Source organism: Robbsia andropogonis (assembly GCF_034047095.1).
Taxonomy (GTDB): Bacteria; Pseudomonadota; Gammaproteobacteria; order Burkholderiales; family Burkholderiaceae; genus Robbsia; species Robbsia andropogonis.
The window spans coordinates 2888539-2907279 of record NZ_CP139170.1; the positions used below are offsets into that span (position 1 = coordinate 2888539).

Below are 18741 nucleotides of genomic sequence, written 5' to 3' on the forward strand. Positions count from 1 at the left end.
ATGGCCGGGCACACTCGATGTCGTACGTTATACTCCCAAACAACACCGCAACGATACATGACCATGATCTTGACGTTTCACCGCGGGTTGAGGACCTTCGCGCGCACAACTGCGCCCTGTTCCTCTGGCCGATTTTCCTTGACCGCGATGCGCCTGATGCTGACATGCGGCGTAGCGGCGCTGAGCTTTGCCGGCGCAGCCGCGCATGCGCAAGGCGCACCGGAGGCCACACCGGCGAATGGCCAGATGTTCGAAGAGGAAATCGTCCCGCAACGGTTTGAAAACGACCCGCAAGTCAACGCGTTCATCGACGACCTGGTCGCCCGCTACGATTTCGATCCGGCTGTGTTGCACCAGATCTTCAACCAGGTCAGCTATTCCGCCAGCGCCGTCAAGCTCGTCACGCCCTCGCCAAACCCATCGGCGAAGAACTGGAGCGTCTACCAGCGCCGATTCATCGAACCGATTCGCATCAACGGCGGTGTGAAGTTCTGGCAGGCAAACCGCCAGTGGCTCGACAAAGCGAGTGCACAGTACGGTGTGCCACCGGAAGTAATCGTCGCGATCATCGGCGTGGAAACGCTGTATGGCAAATACATGGGCAACTTTCGCGTACTCGATGCGCTGACGACCTTGGCATTCGACTATCCGAACACGCCGAATCGCAACGACCGGATGCAGATGTTCCGTAAGAATCTGGCGGACCTGCTGATCTGGACACGCGATCAAAATATCGATCCCGCGTCGGTCCAGGGATCGTACGCGGGCGCCATCGGTATTCCGCAATTCATGCCTTCCAGCATTTCGCAATATGCGGTGGACTTTGACAACTCGAACTCGATCGATCTGCGCAGCAGCGCCGCGGACGCGATCGGCAGCGTTGCGAATTACCTGAAGCAAAATGGGTGGGAAAGTGGTCAGCCGGTCATGTGGCGCATCGGCGCGGATGCAGGCAGTCAGGGCATCGCGCAAGCTGCTGCCGACGGGAAGCCGGAACCGCATTGGGCGCTGGGACAACTGACGAAAGCGGGCATGCTGCTCGATGAACCGGACGTTGACATCAACGCGATGCAAGGCACGCCGGTGACGGTCGTCGACCTTCCGACGCCAGGTCAGGCCACGCAATACGCGCTGGGCCTGAACAACTTCTATGTCATCACACGCTACAACCGCAGTTTCTTCTACGCGACGTCGGTCTACCAATTGGCGCAAGCGATCAAGGCGAAGATGCTGGCGAGCGGCGGTTGATCCTTGTGCCATCGCGCCGCCCGCGTATTGGCGGCAAGCGGTGGCGCGTGGATCAGGCAGGAAATACGCCGGTGGACAAGTAACGATCACCGCGGTCGCAGACGATGAACACGATGGTCGCATTGTCAAGCTCGCGCGCCAGCTTCAGCGCGATATGCGCGGTCCCGCCGCTCGAGATACCCGCGAATATGCCCTCGACCGATGCCATCTTGCGCGTCATCGTCTCGGCCTCCACCTGCGATACCGACTCAACCCGATCGACCCGCGCGCGGTCGAAAATCGTCGGCATATACGCTTCGGGCCATTTCCGGATGCCCGGAATACGCGATCCTTCCGCCGGCTGCGCGCCAACAATCTGGATACCATCGTTCTTTTCCTTCAAGAATCGTGATGTCCCCATGATGGTGCCGGTGGTACCCATCGACGACACGAAATGGGTGATGCGCCCTTCGGTGTCGCGCCAGATCTCGGGACCCGTGCCCTCGTAATGGGCGACCGGATTATCCGGATTACCGAATTGGTCCAGGATCACGCCCTTCCCTTCGCGCTGCATCTTCTCCGCTAGATCACGAGCGTATTCCATGCCCCCGCTGACAGGCGTCAACTGGATCTCCGCACCATACGCGGCCATGCTCTGGCGCCGTTCGATCGAAAGATCTTCCGGCATGATCAGGATCATCTTGTAGCCACGCAATGCCGCGGCCATCGCCAACGCGATACCGGTGTTGCCACTCGTCGCTTCGATCAACGTGTCGCCCGGCTTGATGGTGCCGCGCGCCTCCGCCTTCTTGATCATCGACAATGCCGGTCGGTCCTTCACCGATCCCGCCGGATTATTGCCTTCCAGCTTTGCCAACACGACATTGCCGCGCGCGCGTATCTCGTCGTCGACCAGCCGCACCAATTGCACCAGCGGCGTATTGCCGATCGTATCTTCAATCGTTTTGTAGGCCATCATCACGCTCAAATTAGTCCTTGCCACCGTGCGACGATTGTAGCCGATTGAGTCTCGGTCGACCGGCGGCGCGACGCGCCCATAAAAAAAGCGCGATCGGTTGGCTAGACCAATCACGCTTTTTTCCTATTCCTGACAGGCAATCCCCTGCCAGGAATAGGGAGATAGGGTGCTAAGACCCAAGTGGCGTCAACACGCCACCTGATTGTTTAGCCGTTCGGGATATCAATCGAATGTCGCGCCGGACTCCGCAATGCGGTTGACCATCTTATCGCCGATTCCACGTACACGCGTCATATCCTGGGCGTCGGCGAAGCGTTGCTTCTCCCGCTCTGAAATGATGGCCTGCGCCAATTTCGGGCCAATGCCGGTAACGTGCTTGGCAATATCCTCCGGACTGGCCGTATTCATATTCACGGCCCAGGCCATGGACGCGGTGGATGCAAACACTACGGCGGCGGCCAGCAGTTTTTTCAACATGGACTTTTCCTCGTGTAAAGAACGCAGATTTCAGCGCTGGATTAGCGATTAGTCTGCATTTCTAACTTTACAGAGCGTGGAGTGAGGCCTAAAGCTAACTAAAAAGCATAGGAATTGACAACACATGCATCGCAAAAAAGCATCGTCACCGCATGATGATCATGCGACAAGGAACCGTCGAAGAAACGCTGAAGGACCGCGCGTCTTTGGGGCTGCGCCGCGAAGGCGATACGCGAGGGGGGAGAATGAAGACATGTGTGACAATGCACACTAGACGATGTGCTGCTGAAAAAAGGCAGCGCATGGCATAACCGCGAGCATCGCGCGCGGGAGAAGCGCGCTTGTGCTGACAAGACAACGAAGTGCCTTACTTGACCGTGGCCGACAACCATTCTACATACCGGGAGACACCCTGCTCCACGGTCAGGAATGGCTGATCGTACCCCGAACCCCGCAATGCACCGATGTCAGCCTGCGTGAAGCATTGATATTTACCACGCAATGCGTCCGGGAAGGCGACATACTCAAGCAAGCCAGCGCTGACCAGCTCTTCGAGGCTCATCGGAGCATGGCCGTCCTTGGCGCGAAGCGTGTTCACGACCGTTCGCGCGATATCGTTGAACGGCTGAGCCGCGCCGGTGCCAAGGTTGAAAATCCCCGACTTCGACGGATTGTCGAAGAAGAACAGATTGACCTTGGCCACATCTTCCACCGACACGAAGTCGCGTGTCTGTTCGCCGGCTGCATAGCCGTTGTACTCACCGAACAGGCGAACCGAGCCATTTGCACGGAACTCGTTGTAATTGTGGAAGGCCACCGACGCCATGCGCCCCTTGTGCGACTCACGCGGCCCGTAGACATTGAAATAGCGGAAACCGGCAATCTGGCTTTGTGCCTGCGGCAGTTTCTGGCGCACGATCTGGTCGAACAGGAATTTCGAATAGCCATACACATTCAGCGGCTTCTCAAACTCGCGCGATTCGACGAAAGTCGTCGAGGCGCCATAGGTCGCGGCCGACGATGCATACAGAAAGGACACGCGCTGCGTCAGGCATGCGTCGAGCAGTGCACGCGAATAACGGAAATTGTTTTCCATCATGTAGCGACCGTCGGTTTCCATCGTATCCGAACAGGCACCTTCGTGGAAAATCGCGCGAACCTTGCCGAACTCGCCTTTCGCGAAGCGCGCCACGAAATCCTGCTTGTCAAGATAGTCGCTTATTTCGCAATCGACGAGATTATGAAATTTATCGCCACGGGTCAGGTTGTCCACCGCGATGATGTCGCGTTCACCGCGCGCATTCAGCGCCTTGACGATATTGGCGCCAACAAAACCGGCCGCACCGGTGACGATCAAAGTCATGGGAATTCGCGCTCAGAAAAGACAAAAATATCAGACTGGAAACAATTCGTCGTACTCGACGGTCGCCGTACCCAGCTTGCCGACGACGATGCCGCCCGCACGGTTCGCCATCCGTACCGCCTCGACCAATGGCAAGCCGGCACCCAGCATCACCGCGAGCGTGGCGATCACCGTGTCGCCGGCACCGGAAACATCATACACTTCGCGCGCTTGCGCCGGCACGGAGACCGGCGGCTGCGCGGTGAACAGCGTCATGCCATCTTCCGAGCGGGTGAGCAACAACGCGTCCAGCGCGAGGTCGGCACGCAACGCGTCGACCTTTGCGAGCAATTCCGCTTCGGACGACCAACCGCCCACCACCTGTTGCAGCTCGGCGCGATTTGGCGTCAGCAGCGTGGCACCGCGATAGCGCGCCCAGTCGCTTCCCTTCGGGTCGACCAGCACGGCCTTCCCCGCCCCGCGCGCGCGGCGGATCATTTCGCCGACGTGCGTGAGACCGCCCTTCGCATAATCGGACAGCACTACGACACCGGTATTCCCCAGCAATGCGTCGAAACGATCAAGGCACGCCAGCAGCACCTCATGCCCCGGACTGCTCTCGAAATCGACACGCAGCAACTGCTGCTGCCGGGCGAGAACACGCAGCTTAATGGTCGTCGGCAAGGCGGCATCACGTTCGATATGCGCGGTGACCTTGCTCTCGGCCAGTAATTCGATGATGCGCTGACCGGGCTCGTCATTGCCGATCACGCATAGCAGCCCGCCTTGGGCGCCGAGGGCCGCAACATTGCGCGCCACGTTTGCCGCGCCGCCGAGCCGTTCCTCGATGCGCTGCGCCAACACCACCGGAACCGGGGCTTCCGGGGAAATACGGTTGACGTCGCCAAACCAATAACGATCCAGCATGACATCGCCAACCACCAATACCGACGCGCGCGCCAGGGTCTCGCGGGTTGCCGAGACCGTGTCCGATGGCGCGGGCGCGTCGGACGACGTGACGGCGCTTTCGGTCAGGACCGCCGCCGCATTGGGCGAATCAAGGCGCACCGGGCGGTCGCCAGGCACGGACAACGAAGAAGACGTAGTAGAGGACATCGACAAACAATCCGATCAGGGATGGTCAGCGGCCAGCGCTTCAAGCGCTACCGGCAAGCGACTCGGAACGCCGCGGCACATAACTTTCCCAGTGACTGCACCCGGGGCATTGCCAATAAAACAGGCGCGCGCGGAAACCGCAATTGCCGCAAGTGTAACGCGGGAGATTGCGCGTACGTTGCTTGATCAGGTTTCGCATCAACGTCAGCTCTTTCGCGCGAGCCGGATCGCTGGTGACAATCTGCGCATCAAGCAGCAACAGCGTGGCGGCGGCGCTCGGTGACTGCTCCATCTGGCGCAGAGCCAGCGCATGCGCCTCTTCCACCCCACCGGTCGCCATGACATGTTTGTATGCGGTATCGAGCAAATCCACACTTGGATGCGCGTCCAGATACCCCACCAGACGACGCGCGCCTTCGGCGGCACGGTCAGCCGCGCCATAGGCCTTCATCATCGGCTCCGCGACCAGCGGCAGGTATACCGGGTCTTGTGCCTCCACGCGGCTGTAGCAGTCGATGGCGTCGTCGGTACGGCCCTCGGCGGCCGCCAGATCCCCTAGAAGAATGGTTGCCCGGACGTTCGCGGGATTCACATCGAGCGCCTGCCCCAAAGCCTCGCGCGCCGCGTCGCGCTGGCCACGTTGCAACGCCTCGAACGCAATCTCGCAATGGAACTGGGAAATTTCTCTTTTCAGTGACGGCACGCCCGACGCCTCGAGCGCGTGCGCGGCCGTGATCGACCGGCGCCAGTCCTTTTCGATCTGGAAAATCGTCAGCAGCGCCTTTTCCGCCTCCGTGCGGTAGAGACCGGCGTCGATCTGGCCGAAGGTCTGTTCCGCACGGTCCAGCAACCCTGCCTTCAGGAAGTCCTGCCCCAATTCATACAGCGCGTGGTCGCGCTCATTGACCGGGAGATCTTGGCGATTCAGCAGATTCTGATGCACGCGAATCGCGCGCTCCGTTTCGCCGCGCCGACGAAACAAGCTGCCCAACGCAAAGTGCAGTTCGGTGGTTTCCGGGTCCAGCTTGACGACCTCGATAAATGCATCGATCGCCTTGTCCGGTTGTTCGTTCAACAGGAAATTCAGGCCGCGGAAGTAAGATCGCGGCAAATTAGCTGCATCAGACAACAAATGCTTCAAATCGAAGCGGGCAGCGCCCCATCCCAGAAAGAACATCGCGGGGATGACCAGCAGCCACCAGAAATCAAGATCCATATCTCAGACTGTCATCAAATGATCGGCGGCATGGGCGGCACGTCGTGCGGTACCTGAACCGTACTGGTCTGCTGCTCGCGGAGCGTCTTTACCTCGCGACGTAGCCGCGACAGCTCGCGTCCTCGCCGCATCAGTCCCGGCAACGCGGCGAGCACACCAGCCAATGCCCCCACGACGAAGAACAGCAGGCCCACCACGATCATCGGCGCGTTCCAGACATAGCCCGCCAGCAGATTCAGTTGGACATCCTGCAGATTCCCGAGCGCTAGGACCAGGAACACCACGAAAATGATGAGTCGAATCAGCCAGACGATGAACTTCATATACCCGCGCCCTCGAAGGTGAGTCAGTGTGACGTCGTTATTGTAAAGGAAGCGGCCCGCGGAGGGCCTGGAATGATGGCCAGCCCTGCGCGCAAACGCATCGCTCCAAAACAAAGAGGCGCCCGAAGGCGCCTCTTTGGCTCGCTCCCACCAGCGTCAAGTGTTACCGGCGGAGACTCAGGAACAGCTATCGGCGGGTTCGCGTCAGATGCCGCACCGCAGTCCGGCCGTGTCGCGTATTACATCGCACCTGCTCAAGCAACATGCGGTAAAAACACAATCGAAGCAGTTAACTCAAACCTCGTCGTCGTCTTTCGACGCCTTCAAAGGCTGATCGGCACCCCTATCCACGCGCTCGCGCAACTCTTTACCAGGCTTGAAGTGGGGGACGAATTTCTCCGGCACCAGCACTTTCTCACCCGACTTCGGATTGCGACCTTCACGCGAGGGCCGGCGATTCAACGCAAAGCTGCCAAATCCGCGAATTTCGATACGATGTCCGCTCGCCAACGCGTCGGACATCGCATCAAGCATCGTCTTCACCGCGAAGTCCGCATCCTTGACGACAAGTTGCGGAAAACGCGACGCCAACTGGATCACCAACTCCGATCTCGTCATTCCCTACTTTACCCCGTTCGCTGAGTCGCTTGATGGCTATGGTGCTGCTTTACTGACCCTGGCCGTCCAGCTTGGCCTTGAGCAACGCACCCAGATTCGTCGTACCAGCAACCGAGCTGTCCGCTTGGAACTTCTGGACCGCTTCCTGTTGCTCGGCCGAATCCTTCGCCTTCACGGACAGGCTGATACCACGCGACTTGCGATCGACGTTGATGATGACCGCCGTCACTTCCTCGCCTTCCTTCAACACGTTGCGCGCATCTTCCACACGGTCTTGCGAGATTTCCGAAGCACGCAGGTAACCTTCAACTTCCGCCGACAACAGCACGACAGCACCCTTCGGGTCCACTGCCTTCACGGTGCCCTTGACCAGGGAACCCTTGTCGTTCATTGCCACGAAGTTGCTGAACGGGTCGCCTTCCATCTGCTTGATGCCCAGCGAGATCCGCTCCTTGTCCACGTCGATACCCAGCACGATCGCGTCCACTTCGTCGCCCTTCTTGTACTTGCGAACCGCTTCCTCGCCGCTCTCGTTCCAGGACAGGTCGGACAGGTGGACCAAGCCATCGATGCCGCCCGGCAGACCGATGAACACGCCGAAGTCGGTGATCGACTTGATCGCGCCATGCAGACGGTCGCCCTTCTTGTAGTTGCGGCTGAAGTCGTCCCACGGGTTCGGCTTGCATTGCTTCATGCCGAGGCTGATACGACGACGGTCTTCGTCGATCTCCAGCACCATGACTTCGACTTCGTCGCCCAACTGCACAACCTTGTTCGGCGCGACGTTCTTGTTGGTCCAGTCCATTTCGGACACGTGAACCAAGCCTTCGATACCCGTTTCGATCTCAACGAATGCACCGTATTCGGTGATGTTCGTAACCTTGCCGAACAGACGCGTGTTCGACGGGTAGCGACGGGAAATACCTTCCCACGGATCATCGCCCAGTTGCTTCATGCCCAGCGAAACACGGTTCTTCTCTTGGTCGAACTTCAGGACCTTGGCCGTGACGTCTTGACCGACCGACAGCACTTCGCTCGGGTGACGCACACGGCGCCACGCGATGTCGGTGATGTGCAGCAGGCCGTCGATACCGCCCAGATCCACGAATGCGCCGTAGTCGGTGATGTTCTTGACCACGCCGTTGACGATCGCGCCTTCCTTCAGCGTTTGCAGCAGCTTCGCGCGCTCTTCGCCTTGCGTCGCTTCCACGACGGCACGGCGCGACACCACGACGTTGTTACGCTTGCGATCCAGCTTGATGACGCGGAATTCCAGCGTCTTGCCTTCATAGGCCGTCGTGTCCTTGACCGGACGCGTGTCGACCAACGAACCCGGCAGGAACGCGCGGATGCCGTTGATCATCACCGTCATACCGCCCTTCACCTTGCCGGTGACCGTGCCGGCAACGATCTCGTCGTTGTCCAGCGCCTTTTCCAGGCCCAGCCACGATGCCAGGCGCTTCGCCTTGTCGCGCGACAGGATCGTGTCGCCATAGCCGTTTTCCAGCGCATCGATCGCTACCGAGACGAAATCGCCCAGCATCACTTCGACTTCGCCTGCGTCGTTATGGAACTCTTCGATCGGGATGTACGCTTCGGACTTCAGGCCGGCGTTCACCACAACAAAGTTGTGGTCAATACGGACGACTTCGGCCGAGATCACTTCGCCGGCGCGCATGTCCTGCTTGGTCAAGGACTCTTCGAACAGGGCGGCGAAGGATTCGGTGTTGGGGGTTGCGGTTTGGAGGTCGGACATAAAATGGTTTGACACCCCGGTTTTTGCCGCTACGTGCGGATCATGACGACCGGGATAAGGGCCATCCAATCCTGACACGGGCTTACAGCGACATCGTGACGCGGGGGGGTTAAAGGTTAAAAACAAGTGACCGGCCTATGCCGGTGTTTCCAGGTACGACTGACTGCACTTTTACCTCGGGTTCAGCCGGCGCAAGCCGCCTTGAACCAATTCAGCACCCGCTGGACCGCTTCATCGATACCCATTGACGAGGTATCCAGCAAATGCGCATCAGGCGCGGGCCTCAACGGCGCGACCATACGGTGCATGTCGCGCGCGTCGCGCTCCCGCAAATCCTTTAGCAGGTCATCTATGTTAACAGAAAAGCCTTTGTTGTTCAATTGTTTATATCGACGTTCGGCACGGGCCTCGACGCTGGCGGTCAAGAAGATCTTCACACCCGCCTCTGGAAAGATCACCGTGCCCATGTCGCGACCGTCGGCAACCAATCCCGGTGCGGTGCAAAACGCGCGTTGACGCGTTACCAACGCCTCGCGAACCGGGCCGTGAACGGCAATACTGGACGCCCGCACACCAATCGCTTCCGCGCGAAGCGCGTCGGCAACGTCGCTTCCATCCAACAGAATCTCACTATCGGTAAAACGGATAGGCAGATTTTCCGCGATCCGCACCAATGCGGCGACGTCGTCCACCGCCACGTTGCCGCGCACGCTTTGCAAGGCAACCAGCCGGTATAGCGCGCCGCTGTCGAGCAGATGGAAACCGAGCGCCGCGGCAACCCTGGCCGCCACGGTGCCCTTGCCGGACGCGGTAGGCCCGTCGATCGTGATCACCGGCACGCCCGCCGCATCGTCCGGTCCGCGTTGTGTTCCGTTCATGCGACCACCACCTTGGCAAATCGGTCAAAGTAGTCCGGGAAGGTCTTCGCGACGCAGTCCGGGTCGTTGATGGTAACGCTGACACCCAGCAGGCTTACGAGCGAGAAACACATGGCCATCCGGTGGTCGTCGTACGTATCGATGGCCGCCCCATCCAGCAAGCGTTCAGGCGGGATCACACGCAGCCAGTCCTGGCCTTCCTCCACCGCCGCGCCCACCTTGCGCAGTTCGCACGCCATCGCGGCGATGCGATCGGTTTCCTTCACGCGCCAACTGCCGATGTTGCGCAGCGTCGATGGCCCGCGCGCATGCAACGCCGCAACCGCCAACGTCATTGCGGCATCGGGAATCAAGTTGCAGTCCATGTCGATCGGTTCCAGCAGACCGTCATCGGACGATACACCGCGAACCTCGATCCAGGTGTCGCCCATCATGACGTTCGCGCCCATTTGCGTCAGCGCATCGGCAAAGCGGACATCGCCCTGAATGCTCTCGCGGCCCACGCCTTCCACTCGCACCGGCCCGCCACCGAGCGCACCGGCCGCCAGAAAATACGACGCCGACGACGCGTCCCCTTCCACGTCATAGATGCCGGGGGAGTGAAAACGGCTGGCCGCGCGCACGCCAAACCCGGACCAGCCGTCGCGCGTCACCGTCACACCGAATCGCGCCATCATCCCCGTGGTGATTTCCACGTACGGTTTCGAGATCAACTCACCGTCGACAAATACCCGGACGGTCTCGTCCGATGCCGCCTGTTCGGACAACCGCGGCAGCGACAACAGTAAGGCCGTCAGGAATTGGCTCGATACGTCACCTCGAACGCGAATCTCACGGGTCGTGCCGGCACCCGCAAGATCGCCCGGGCGGATATGCAGCGGCGGAAAGCCCGGAGTGCCGAGATAATCGATTGCCGCACCGACGCCGACCAGACCCTCGACAAGATCGCCGATGGGGCGTTCGTGCATCCGCTTGATGCCGCTGACGCGATAGTCGCCGCCGTTCAACGCCAACGCCGCGGTGAGCGGACGGACGGCAGTTCCGGCATTGCCGACGAAGATATCGGCGTCGCGAACAGGGAATCCGGCCGGATTGCCCTGAACGACAATCGCATCACCCTCGTGGCGCCAGACGATGCCAAGCACACGCAAGGCTTGGAGCATCACGCGGGTATCGTCCGAATCCAGCAGATTACGCAGGCGCGTCTCACCATCCGCCAACGCCGCCATCAGTAATGCGCGGTTAGAGATGCTCTTCGAGCCGGGCAAGACCACGCTGCCCCGCGCTGCCGATGCGGGGCCCAGTACTAGCTGCTTCATGTTCTCTCTACGATACTTGACGGGCAGGCAAGCCTGCCACGTGAGGGTTATGGGTTCTTGGCGGGCGTCTGATCCCCGCGCATCGTCCATGCCGCGCGGGCGTCCCGCGCCCGTTCGAACAACGCTTGGGTCTGCGCCGTCGCACCGGAATCGATCGCGGCGCGCAAGCGAGCCAATACGGACGAATAGGCATCGATCTCCGCGAGGATCGCGTCGCGATTTGCCACACAGATATCGCGCCACATATCGGGGCTTGATGCGGCAATCCGCGAAAAATCGCGAAAACCGGTGCCGGCGAGCGCGAAACGCTGCGCCGGGTCCGTGGTTTCCAGCATATGCGTGATGTAGGCAAAAGCAAGAAGATGCGGCAAATGACTGACACTGGCGAACACCGCGTCGTGGGTGGCCGCGGGCATCGTATGCACCCGTGCGCCAATTGCCCGCCACAAAGCGGTGACGACATCGGTTGGTCCGGCGTGCTGTCCGTCGATTGGACAGAGGATCACGTCACGCCCGACAAAAAGATCCGCCCTGCTTGCCTCGACACCACTGCTGGCCGCTCCGGCAATCGGATGTCCGGCGACGAACCGTCCGACCAGCGGACCGAGTGTCGCCGCCGCCGCCGCGCAGATATCCTGCTTGGTGCTCCCGACATCGGTCAGCACCGCGTCCGCACGCATCATGGCGGCGATGCATCGGAGTAATCCCACACTGGCCGCCACCGGCATGCACAAGACGATCACGTCCGCCTGCCCGACTTGCTTCGACAGCGACGTGCCCTCGGCCGCGGTGATCGCGGGCGGCGCGTTGTCAGCGGCCGCGCGGCCGCCTGTCGACGACGTGACGCCCGGCGCGGCCGCTGACGATGCGCCATCGAAGACAACGCCTTCATCGATGACGCCTAATGCACACGCACGGGCCAGCGCCGCCGGGTCGCGATCGACACCGACGATCCGTCCCGCGCCGCGAATCTGTCCCTGCCGGTGCGCGTCGCGCGCGGCGCGCGCCAAGGAACCGCCGATCAAACCGACGCCACACACAAGCAGCGTGTCGAAACGGGCGATATCGGTATCGTGCTGGTTACTCACTCCTGGCGCCTATTTCGACCGCGGATAGGAACCCACGATCCGCACGAATGCGGCCTGGTCCGTCAGCGCGTGCAACGCATCGGCAACCTTCGCGTCGTCGCGGTGTCCTTCGACATCGATATAGAAGTAATAGGCCCAACTGCCGCTTCGTGCCGGACGCGACTCGAATCGCGTCATCGACACGCCATAACGTGCAAATGGCTCCAGCATCCGATATACCGCACCTGCTTCGTTTTTCACCGATAGGATCAAGGACGTCTGGTCAGCGCCGGTCGGTGCCGGAGGCGTGCCGCCCAACACATAGAAGCGGGTGCGGTTGTGCGCATCATCCTGGATCATCGGCGCCGCGGTCTGCAGTTTGTAATGCGCGGCGGCACGCTCTCCGGCGATGGCGGCGATACGCGGGTCCTCGGCGGCCAGGCGCGCGCCCTCCGCGTTGCTGGACACCGGACGACGCTCCGCTTTCGGCAGATGCGTCGACAACCATTGCTGGCATTGCGCCAGCGCCTGAGGATGCGCACAGACCACGTCCACATCCGCCAGGGCACCGGAGCGCGATAGCAGTGAATGGTGAATCGGCAAGGCGATCTCACCGATGATGGGCAGTGTGGTGTGCAACAGGAGATCGAGCGTGCGCGACACTGCGCCCTCGGTCGAATTCTCGACCGGCACGACACCGAATTCCGACGCGCCCGTCTCCACCGACCGGAACACTTCGTCAATTGACGAACAGGGCAAGCCACTGGCCGAATTTCCGAAGTAATCGAGCGCCGCTGTCTCGCTATACGTGCCTGCCGGACCAAGGAAGGCGACCGTCGTCGGTTTTTCCAAGGCACGGCTCGCCGACATGATCTCAAGCCAGATGTGCGCGATATGCTCGTCGCGCAGCGGACCTTGGCTTATCCGCTGCAACCGGCTGATCACCTGTTGCTCGCGCTCAGGACGGTACACCGGCGCGTCAAACTGCTTCTTCACCTCACCCACGGCGTGCGCGACCGCGGCGCGCTCGTTCAGCAGGCCGATCAATTGCGCGTCGAGTTGGTCGATGCGCTCACGCAACGGCTGTAGTTGCGCCTCCAGTGAATCTGTCGCCGTGCTGGCGTCGTGTGCCGTCTGTCCTTCCATCTCCCGCTCCACCCTATGCATTCCGTTGAGACCTTTCACGGTATCCGCCGCTCTCCAAACGCCGGATACCGTGATCGTTTCGTTTCACCCCGCACCGCACCCCTGGGGCACGACATCGCTCCCATCCACCCCGTCAGGCGCGTTGCTCGAATTCACGCATATAGTCGACCAAGGCGCGCACACCTTCGATTGGCATCGCGTTGTAAATCGAGGCGCGCATACCGCCTACGCTCTTATGGCCCTTCAACTGAATCAGTCCCCGCGCCTTGGCACCCTCCAGGAAGGCGGTGTTCAGCGATTCGTCCGCCAGCGTAAACGGTACGTTCATTCGCGAACGCGCATCGGATTGAATCGTATTCCGATAGAAATCACTGTTGTCGATCGTCTCGTACAACAGGCGAGCTTTCTCAATATTCCGCGCTTCGATGGCCGCAAGGCCACCTTGTGCTTTCATCCATTGGAATACCAGACCCGCGATATAAATGGCATACGTCGGCGGCGTATTGAACATCGAATCGTTCGCGTCAACCGTCTTCCATTCGAACGCCGACGGGCAGATCGGCATCGCGCGATCCAGCAAATCCTCGCGCACGATGACCACCGTCAGCCCGGCAATGCCCACGTTCTTCTGCGCCCCGCCAAACAGCACGCCGTATTGCGCCACATTCATCGGTCGGGAAAGCATATGCGACGAGATGTCGGCGACCAGCGGCACGTGGGCGCCCAACCGTGCGCTAGCCGCACCGATATGGTCCGGATTGCACTCGATGCCGTTGATCGTTTCATTGGTGCAGATGTGGAGATAGGCCGGATTCGCCGACAGACGCCATTGCGCCGGCGCCGGGATACCGATAAAACCTTCGCCCTTGCCCGATGCGGCGATATGGGCAACGCCATACCGTTCAGCTTCCTTTTGTGATTTCGTCGACCATGATCCGGTCACGACGAAATTGGCTTCACGTCCCGCTGCGACCCCGCCAAGCAGATTCATCGGCACGATCGCGTTTTCACCGAGGCCGCCGCCTTGTAGAAACAACGTCCGATAGTTCTCTGGTATCCCGAGCAGTTCACGCAGATCGGCCAGCGCTCTTGCGTGAATCTCCATGTATTCCTTGCCGCGATGACTCATTTCCATCACGCTCATGCCGCTGCCACGCCAGTCCAGCATCTCATCGGCAGCTTGTCGCAACACGGATTCCGGCAGCGTGGCCGGGCCTGCGGAGAAATTGAATACGCGCATGGTGAACCTGCAAGCAAGGAAGGACAACGGGACTTGTGCGCGATCGACCACATTACGTCCCGGACCTAGCCCTTATGGAACATATGGGCGAAAACCGGTGCGAAACGCGGTAGCCGCAAAAACAAAATGGCCGTTTGCGCGATCGCGCAAACGGCCATTATCTCACCAACCTTTCTCCCGAAGGCGAAAATTGCCTTCGGTGATCACGTAGTGATCAACCCTCCGGGGTCACGGGCGCCGTCAGGCCGCGCCAAGGCATTACTTCGACTTCGTCGCCGAGCCGGTTGCTGGCTTCGTTGCGGCGACATCCGCATCAGCGGTCTGACGTGTTGCCTGGATCGACTGCGGCATGTACTTTTGCATCAGACCGTTGACGACATCACGACCGACTTGATCCTGCACTTCGATAAATTTCTTGCCGGTCGGGCTCGTATAGAACTTCGTCAAATCCTTGATTTCGGACGTCGTGTAGTAACGGTTATAGGCATCCTTCTGAGCCTGCACCGCTTCATTACGGAACTGCGACGTTGCGAAAACTTGGCCGGCGCTGTTCACCAGCTTCGGCACTTCGTTTTGTTGCAACTCGGGCACGGCGGCTTGCTTCTGTGCGTCCGTCAGCGTCTTGTTTTCCGATAGTGCATCGGACAGGATCGCCGGAACCAACTGCTTTGCTTGCATCTGAGCGCTGTTGCCAATTGCACCGGCCAGCTTGTCGGCATCGATCGCCTTCAACAGATCGGCTATCGCCGCGGCCTTTGCTGCGTCCGGCGGCGCAACAGGCGCCTGCTGCACAGGCGCTTGTTGCTGGCTTTGCAAAGCCTGCGACATTGCCAGCGGGGACACGAACAGGGCAGCCAACACCAGATGTGTAAAACGTTTTTGCATCATCGCTCCATTGTTATAACTGCTGAGACGCACGCCTTGCGGGCGGCGCACACCGGGCTCGTGAACGTAAAATGCCACGACGCTAGAATCATGCCCGCCCGGCGAATAGCTTTCACAAACCCGACAGCCCATATCGCACGGGATTTTACTCCTCGCCGCCAGACGTGCCACTACTTTCGCCAGAATCCTCGTTACTAGATGTGTCACCCGTCGCGCCGTCGGACTGCTCGTCGCCCAAGTCACCTTCATCCAAATCCACGTCGCCCAACGCCGCCGCGACCTCCGCCTCAACGACCTTCTGCAGACCCGACAAATAGGTCCCCTCGTCCAGGCTGATCAATGTCACGCCTTGCGTTGCGCGACCCATCTCGCGAATTTCCGAAACCCGCGTGCGGATTAGCACGCCGCTTGTCGTGATGAGCATCAACTCACTGCTCGGTTCAACCAGCGTCGCGGCCACGACCTTACCGTTCCGCTCCGACGTCTGGATCGCGATCATGCCCTTCGTACCCCGGCCATGACGGGTATATTCCTCGATCGGCGTCCGTTTGCCGAAGCCATTCGCAGTGGCGGTCAACACTGACTGCTGATCGTTTTCCGCCACCAGCATCGCGATCACGGATTGCCCATCCTCCAGCTGCATGCCGCGCACGCCACGCGCATCACGGCCCATCGCGCGTACATCGCCTTCGTCGAAACGCACCGCCTTTCCGGCATCCGAGAACAGCATCACATCATGCTTGCCATCGGTGATCGCCGCGCCGATCAGATAGTCCCCTTCGTCCAGGCTCACCGCGATGATGCCCTTGCGCAACGGCCGGCTGAATTGCTCCAGCGGCGTCTTCTTCACAGTACCCAACGCGGTCGCCATGAAGACATACCGGTCGTCCGAGAACTCCCGGACCGGCAGCACAACGTTGATCTTCTCGCCCGGTTGCAGCGGGAACATGTTGACGATCGGCCGCCCTCGCGAGTTACGCGAGCCTTGCGGTACCTCGTAGACCTTGACCCAATAGACACGGCCACGATTCGAGAAGCAGAGAATGTAATCGTGCGTGTTCGCGATGAACAGCGTCTCGATCCAGTCGTCTTCCTTCATTTGCGTGGCTTGCTTGCCGCGTCCGCCACGGCGCTGGGCAGCATATTCGGAAAGCGGTTGCGACTTCACATACCCGCCATGCGACATGGTCACGACCATATCCTGAGGCGTTATCAGGTCTTCGGTATTCAGTTCGGTCGCGTTCAACTCGACATGCGACCGGCGTGCATCACCGAATTCCTGCTTCACCGCGATCAGTTCGTCGGAAATAATCGCGGTAATGCGCTCCGGCTTCGCCAGAATATCCAGAAGATCGGCGATCTGCGCCATGATGTCCCGATATTCATTGGTGATCTTGTCCTGCTCGAGACCCGTCAACCGTTGCAAACGCATCTGCAGGATTTCCTGCGCTTGCGTATCGGACAGGCGATATAAACCGTCCTGACCCATGCCATACATCGGCAACAAATTGTCTGGGCGATAGGCTTCGCGCCCGCCCGGTGTCTCGGATTCAGCGCGCGACAACATATCGCGCACCAGACCCGCATCCCAGGCACGCGCCATCAACTCCTGCTTTGCAACCGGAGGCGTGGGTGCGGCCTTGATCAGCTCGATGAATTCATCGATGTTCGCCAACGCGACGGCCAGGCCTTCCAGCACATGGCCGCGCTCACGCGCACGGCGCAATTCGAAGACCGTCCGGCGCGTGACCACCTCACGCCGATGCGACAGGAAGCATTCCAGCAATTCACGCAGGTTCAGCAGCTTCGGCTGGCCATCTACCAGGGCCACCATGTTCATGCCAAACGTATCCTGCAACTGCGTCTGCTTGTACAGGTTGTTCAGCACGACTTCCGGTACTTCACCGCGCTTCAACTCGATCACTACGCGCATGCCGCTCTTGTCGGACTCGTCGCGCAGATCGGAAATGCCCTCGATCTTCTTTTCCTTGACCAGTTCGGCAATCCGTTCGAGCAGCGTGCGCTTGTTGACCTGGTAGGGCAACTCGTCGACGATGATCGCTTCCCGCTGGCCGCGATCGATATCCTCGAAATGCGTCTTTGCCCGCATCACCACGCGGCCGCGACCGGTGCGATAGCCTTCGCGCACGCCGGTTACGCCATAAATGATCCCGGCCGTGGGAAAGTCCGGCGCGGGAATAAACGTGATCAGGTCGTCGACCGTCGCATCCGGATGGGCCAGCAGATGCTGACACGCGTCCACCACCTCGTTGAGATTATGCGGCGGGATATTCGTCGCCATCCCAACCGCGATCCCGGACGAACCGTTGATCAGCAAATTCGGCACGCGCGCCGGCATCACCGCGGGCTCGCGCTCCGAACCGTCGTAGTTCGGCACAAAATCGACGGTTTCCTTGTCGAGATCGGCTAGCAGCTCATGACCGATCTTCGCCATGCGAATTTCGGTGTAACGCATTGCCGCCGCGCTATCGCCGTCGACCGAGCCGAAATTCCCCTGCCCATCCACCAGCATGTACCGCAGCGAGAACGTTTGCGCCATCCGGACGATCGTGTCGTACGCAGCGGTGTCCCCGTGCGGGTGGTACTTACCGATGACATCCCCGACAATACGCGCGGACTTCTTATAAGCACGGTTCCAATCGTTGTTCAGTTCGTGCATGGCATACAGCACGCGGCGGTGAACCGGCTTGAGTCCGTCGCGCACGTCTGGAAGGGCACGTCCCACAATCACGCTCATCGCGTAATCGAGGTAGGAACGACGCATTTCCTCCTCTAGGGAGATTGGAATAGTCTCTTTCGCGAATTGATCCATTATCCATGTCGTTGGCGAACGGCGGCCGTTTCGGCTATCGCGCAGGCCCGGCGCCGCATGCTCGCCTATTATTATGGATAGACCAACATTCGGACCCGCACCCCGCGTCCCCGGAACCACCGCACGCCCAGAAAGGCGTCCGGCAACCGCCCGTCGGTTGCGAATCACGCGATTTTACCATGCCGCGCACTGGTTTCTCGACCCGATTGCCGCGGTGCCACCTTATGGCCCGCAGACGCCGCCGTCTCAGACGGCCCTTACCCTCCCCTCCGGCGCGAACAAGAACCACAACTTCTTTCGCGCCGCAATTATTTGACTC

At 60.2% G+C, this 18741-nt stretch carries 16 protein-coding genes; 1 reads left to right on the plus strand and 15 read right to left on the minus strand.

The features are described from left to right. Positions 1–147 precede the first annotated feature (147 nt). Entirely contained in the window at positions 148–1248 is a 1101-nt protein-coding gene (gene mltB / locus SJQ66_RS26085; protein WP_046153522.1) for a lytic murein transglycosylase B, read from the plus strand. Positions 1249–1300: 52 nt separating this feature from the next. Here the strand turns inward: mltB and cysM are convergent, their stop codons facing one another. The 15 genes from cysM to gyrA all read right to left on the minus strand — a co-directional run bounded on the left by cysM (position 1301) and on the right by gyrA (position 18422). Further along, positions 1301–2203 carry a cysteine synthase CysM gene (gene cysM, locus SJQ66_RS26090; protein ID WP_024901619.1) on the minus strand — a complete coding sequence of 301 codons (903 nt, stop codon included), beginning with the start codon at positions 2201–2203 and terminating at the stop codon, positions 1301–1303. A 225-nt stretch (positions 2204–2428) separates the two neighbouring features. Then, on the minus strand, positions 2429–2683 hold the full coding sequence (locus tag SJQ66_RS26095) for a ComEA family DNA-binding protein (RefSeq protein WP_024901620.1): 255 nt from the start codon (positions 2681–2683) through the stop codon (positions 2429–2431). A gap of 367 nt (positions 2684–3050) precedes the next feature. Then, positions 3051–4046, minus strand: coding sequence for an ADP-glyceromanno-heptose 6-epimerase (gene rfaD / locus SJQ66_RS26100; RefSeq protein ID WP_320534726.1), 996 nt, complete (start codon positions 4044–4046; stop codon positions 3051–3053). A 30-nt stretch (positions 4047–4076) separates the two neighbouring features. Further along, a complete protein-coding gene (gene rfaE1, locus SJQ66_RS26105; RefSeq protein ID WP_320534727.1) occupies positions 4077–5141 on the minus strand; it encodes a D-glycero-beta-D-manno-heptose-7-phosphate kinase in 1065 nt (354 codons plus the stop codon). 40 nt (positions 5142–5181) lie between these two features. Next, positions 5182–6357, minus strand: coding sequence for a lipopolysaccharide assembly protein LapB (gene lapB / locus SJQ66_RS26110; RefSeq protein ID WP_320534728.1), 1176 nt, complete (start codon positions 6355–6357; stop codon positions 5182–5184). A 14-nt stretch (positions 6358–6371) separates the two neighbouring features. Next, positions 6372–6680, minus strand: coding sequence for a LapA family protein (locus SJQ66_RS26115; RefSeq protein WP_024901624.1), 309 nt, complete (start codon positions 6678–6680; stop codon positions 6372–6374). A gap of 294 nt (positions 6681–6974) precedes the next feature. After that, a complete protein-coding gene (locus SJQ66_RS26120; RefSeq protein WP_024901625.1) occupies positions 6975–7298 on the minus strand; it encodes an integration host factor subunit beta in 324 nt (107 codons plus the stop codon). Positions 7299–7347: 49 nt separating this feature from the next. Then, positions 7348–9054, minus strand: a complete 1707-nt coding sequence (gene rpsA, locus SJQ66_RS26125) for a 30S ribosomal protein S1 (RefSeq protein ID WP_024901626.1) — start codon at positions 9052–9054, stop codon at positions 7348–7350. A 182-nt stretch (positions 9055–9236) separates the two neighbouring features. Beyond that, on the minus strand, positions 9237–9932 hold the full coding sequence (cmk, locus tag SJQ66_RS26130; protein WP_320534729.1) for a (d)CMP kinase: 696 nt from the start codon (positions 9930–9932) through the stop codon (positions 9237–9239). Further along, positions 9929–11251, minus strand: a complete 1323-nt coding sequence (aroA, locus tag SJQ66_RS26135) for a 3-phosphoshikimate 1-carboxyvinyltransferase (protein ID WP_024901628.1) — start codon at positions 11249–11251, stop codon at positions 9929–9931. Before aroA ends, cmk begins: the two co-directional genes overlap by 4 nt. Before the next feature lie 47 nt (positions 11252–11298). After that, positions 11299–12339, minus strand: coding sequence for a prephenate dehydrogenase (locus SJQ66_RS26140; protein WP_046153525.1), 1041 nt, complete (start codon positions 12337–12339; stop codon positions 11299–11301). Between the two features lie 9 nt (positions 12340–12348). Then, positions 12349–13464 carry a prephenate dehydratase gene (pheA, locus tag SJQ66_RS26145; RefSeq protein ID WP_024901630.1) on the minus strand — a complete coding sequence of 372 codons (1116 nt, stop codon included), beginning with the start codon at positions 13462–13464 and terminating at the stop codon, positions 12349–12351. A 133-nt stretch (positions 13465–13597) separates the two neighbouring features. Beyond that, positions 13598–14704 carry a 3-phosphoserine/phosphohydroxythreonine transaminase gene (serC, locus tag SJQ66_RS26150; RefSeq protein WP_024901631.1) on the minus strand — a complete coding sequence of 369 codons (1107 nt, stop codon included), beginning with the start codon at positions 14702–14704 and terminating at the stop codon, positions 13598–13600. Positions 14705–14962: 258 nt separating this feature from the next. After that, positions 14963–15589, minus strand: a complete 627-nt coding sequence (locus SJQ66_RS26155; RefSeq protein WP_024901632.1) for a DUF2059 domain-containing protein — start codon at positions 15587–15589, stop codon at positions 14963–14965. A 145-nt stretch (positions 15590–15734) separates the two neighbouring features. Next, positions 15735–18422 (minus strand): DNA gyrase subunit A, encoded by a 2688-nt coding sequence (gene gyrA / locus SJQ66_RS26160; RefSeq protein WP_024901633.1) that lies wholly within the window; start codon positions 18420–18422, stop codon positions 15735–15737. Positions 18423–18741 lie beyond the last annotated feature (319 nt).

What these genes read in the sequence shown, in the direction of transcription:
- mltB (WP_046153522.1), top strand. Translation starts at nt 148, where the DNA reads ATGCGCCTGATGCTGACATGCGGCGTAGCGGCGCTGAGCTTTGCCGGC.
- cysM (WP_024901619.1), bottom strand. Translation starts at nt 2,203, where the DNA reads ATGGCCTACAAAACGATTGAAGATACGATCGGCAATACGCCGCTGGTG.
- SJQ66_RS26095 (WP_024901620.1), bottom strand. Translation starts at nt 2,683, where the DNA reads ATGTTGAAAAAACTGCTGGCCGCCGCCGTAGTGTTTGCATCCACCGCG.
- rfaD (WP_320534726.1), bottom strand. Translation starts at nt 4,046, where the DNA reads ATGACTTTGATCGTCACCGGTGCGGCCGGTTTTGTTGGCGCCAATATC.
- rfaE1 (WP_320534727.1), bottom strand. Translation starts at nt 5,141, where the DNA reads ATGTCCTCTACTACGTCTTCTTCGTTGTCCGTGCCTGGCGACCGCCCG.
- lapB (WP_320534728.1), bottom strand. Translation starts at nt 6,357, where the DNA reads ATGGATCTTGATTTCTGGTGGCTGCTGGTCATCCCCGCGATGTTCTTT.
- SJQ66_RS26115 (WP_024901624.1), bottom strand. Translation starts at nt 6,680, where the DNA reads ATGAAGTTCATCGTCTGGCTGATTCGACTCATCATTTTCGTGGTGTTC.
- SJQ66_RS26120 (WP_024901625.1), bottom strand. Translation starts at nt 7,298, where the DNA reads ATGACGAGATCGGAGTTGGTGATCCAGTTGGCGTCGCGTTTTCCGCAA.
- rpsA (WP_024901626.1), bottom strand. Translation starts at nt 9,054, where the DNA reads ATGTCCGACCTCCAAACCGCAACCCCCAACACCGAATCCTTCGCCGCC.
- cmk (WP_320534729.1), bottom strand. Translation starts at nt 9,932, where the DNA reads ATGAACGGAACACAACGCGGACCGGACGATGCGGCGGGCGTGCCGGTG.
- aroA (WP_024901628.1), bottom strand. Translation starts at nt 11,251, where the DNA reads ATGAAGCAGCTAGTACTGGGCCCCGCATCGGCAGCGCGGGGCAGCGTG.
- pheA (WP_024901630.1), bottom strand. Translation starts at nt 13,464, where the DNA reads ATGGAAGGACAGACGGCACACGACGCCAGCACGGCGACAGATTCACTG.
- serC (WP_024901631.1), bottom strand. Translation starts at nt 14,704, where the DNA reads ATGCGCGTATTCAATTTCTCCGCAGGCCCGGCCACGCTGCCGGAATCC.
- SJQ66_RS26155 (WP_024901632.1), bottom strand. Translation starts at nt 15,589, where the DNA reads ATGCAAAAACGTTTTACACATCTGGTGTTGGCTGCCCTGTTCGTGTCC.
- gyrA (WP_024901633.1), bottom strand. Translation starts at nt 18,422, where the DNA reads ATGGATCAATTCGCGAAAGAGACTATTCCAATCTCCCTAGAGGAGGAA.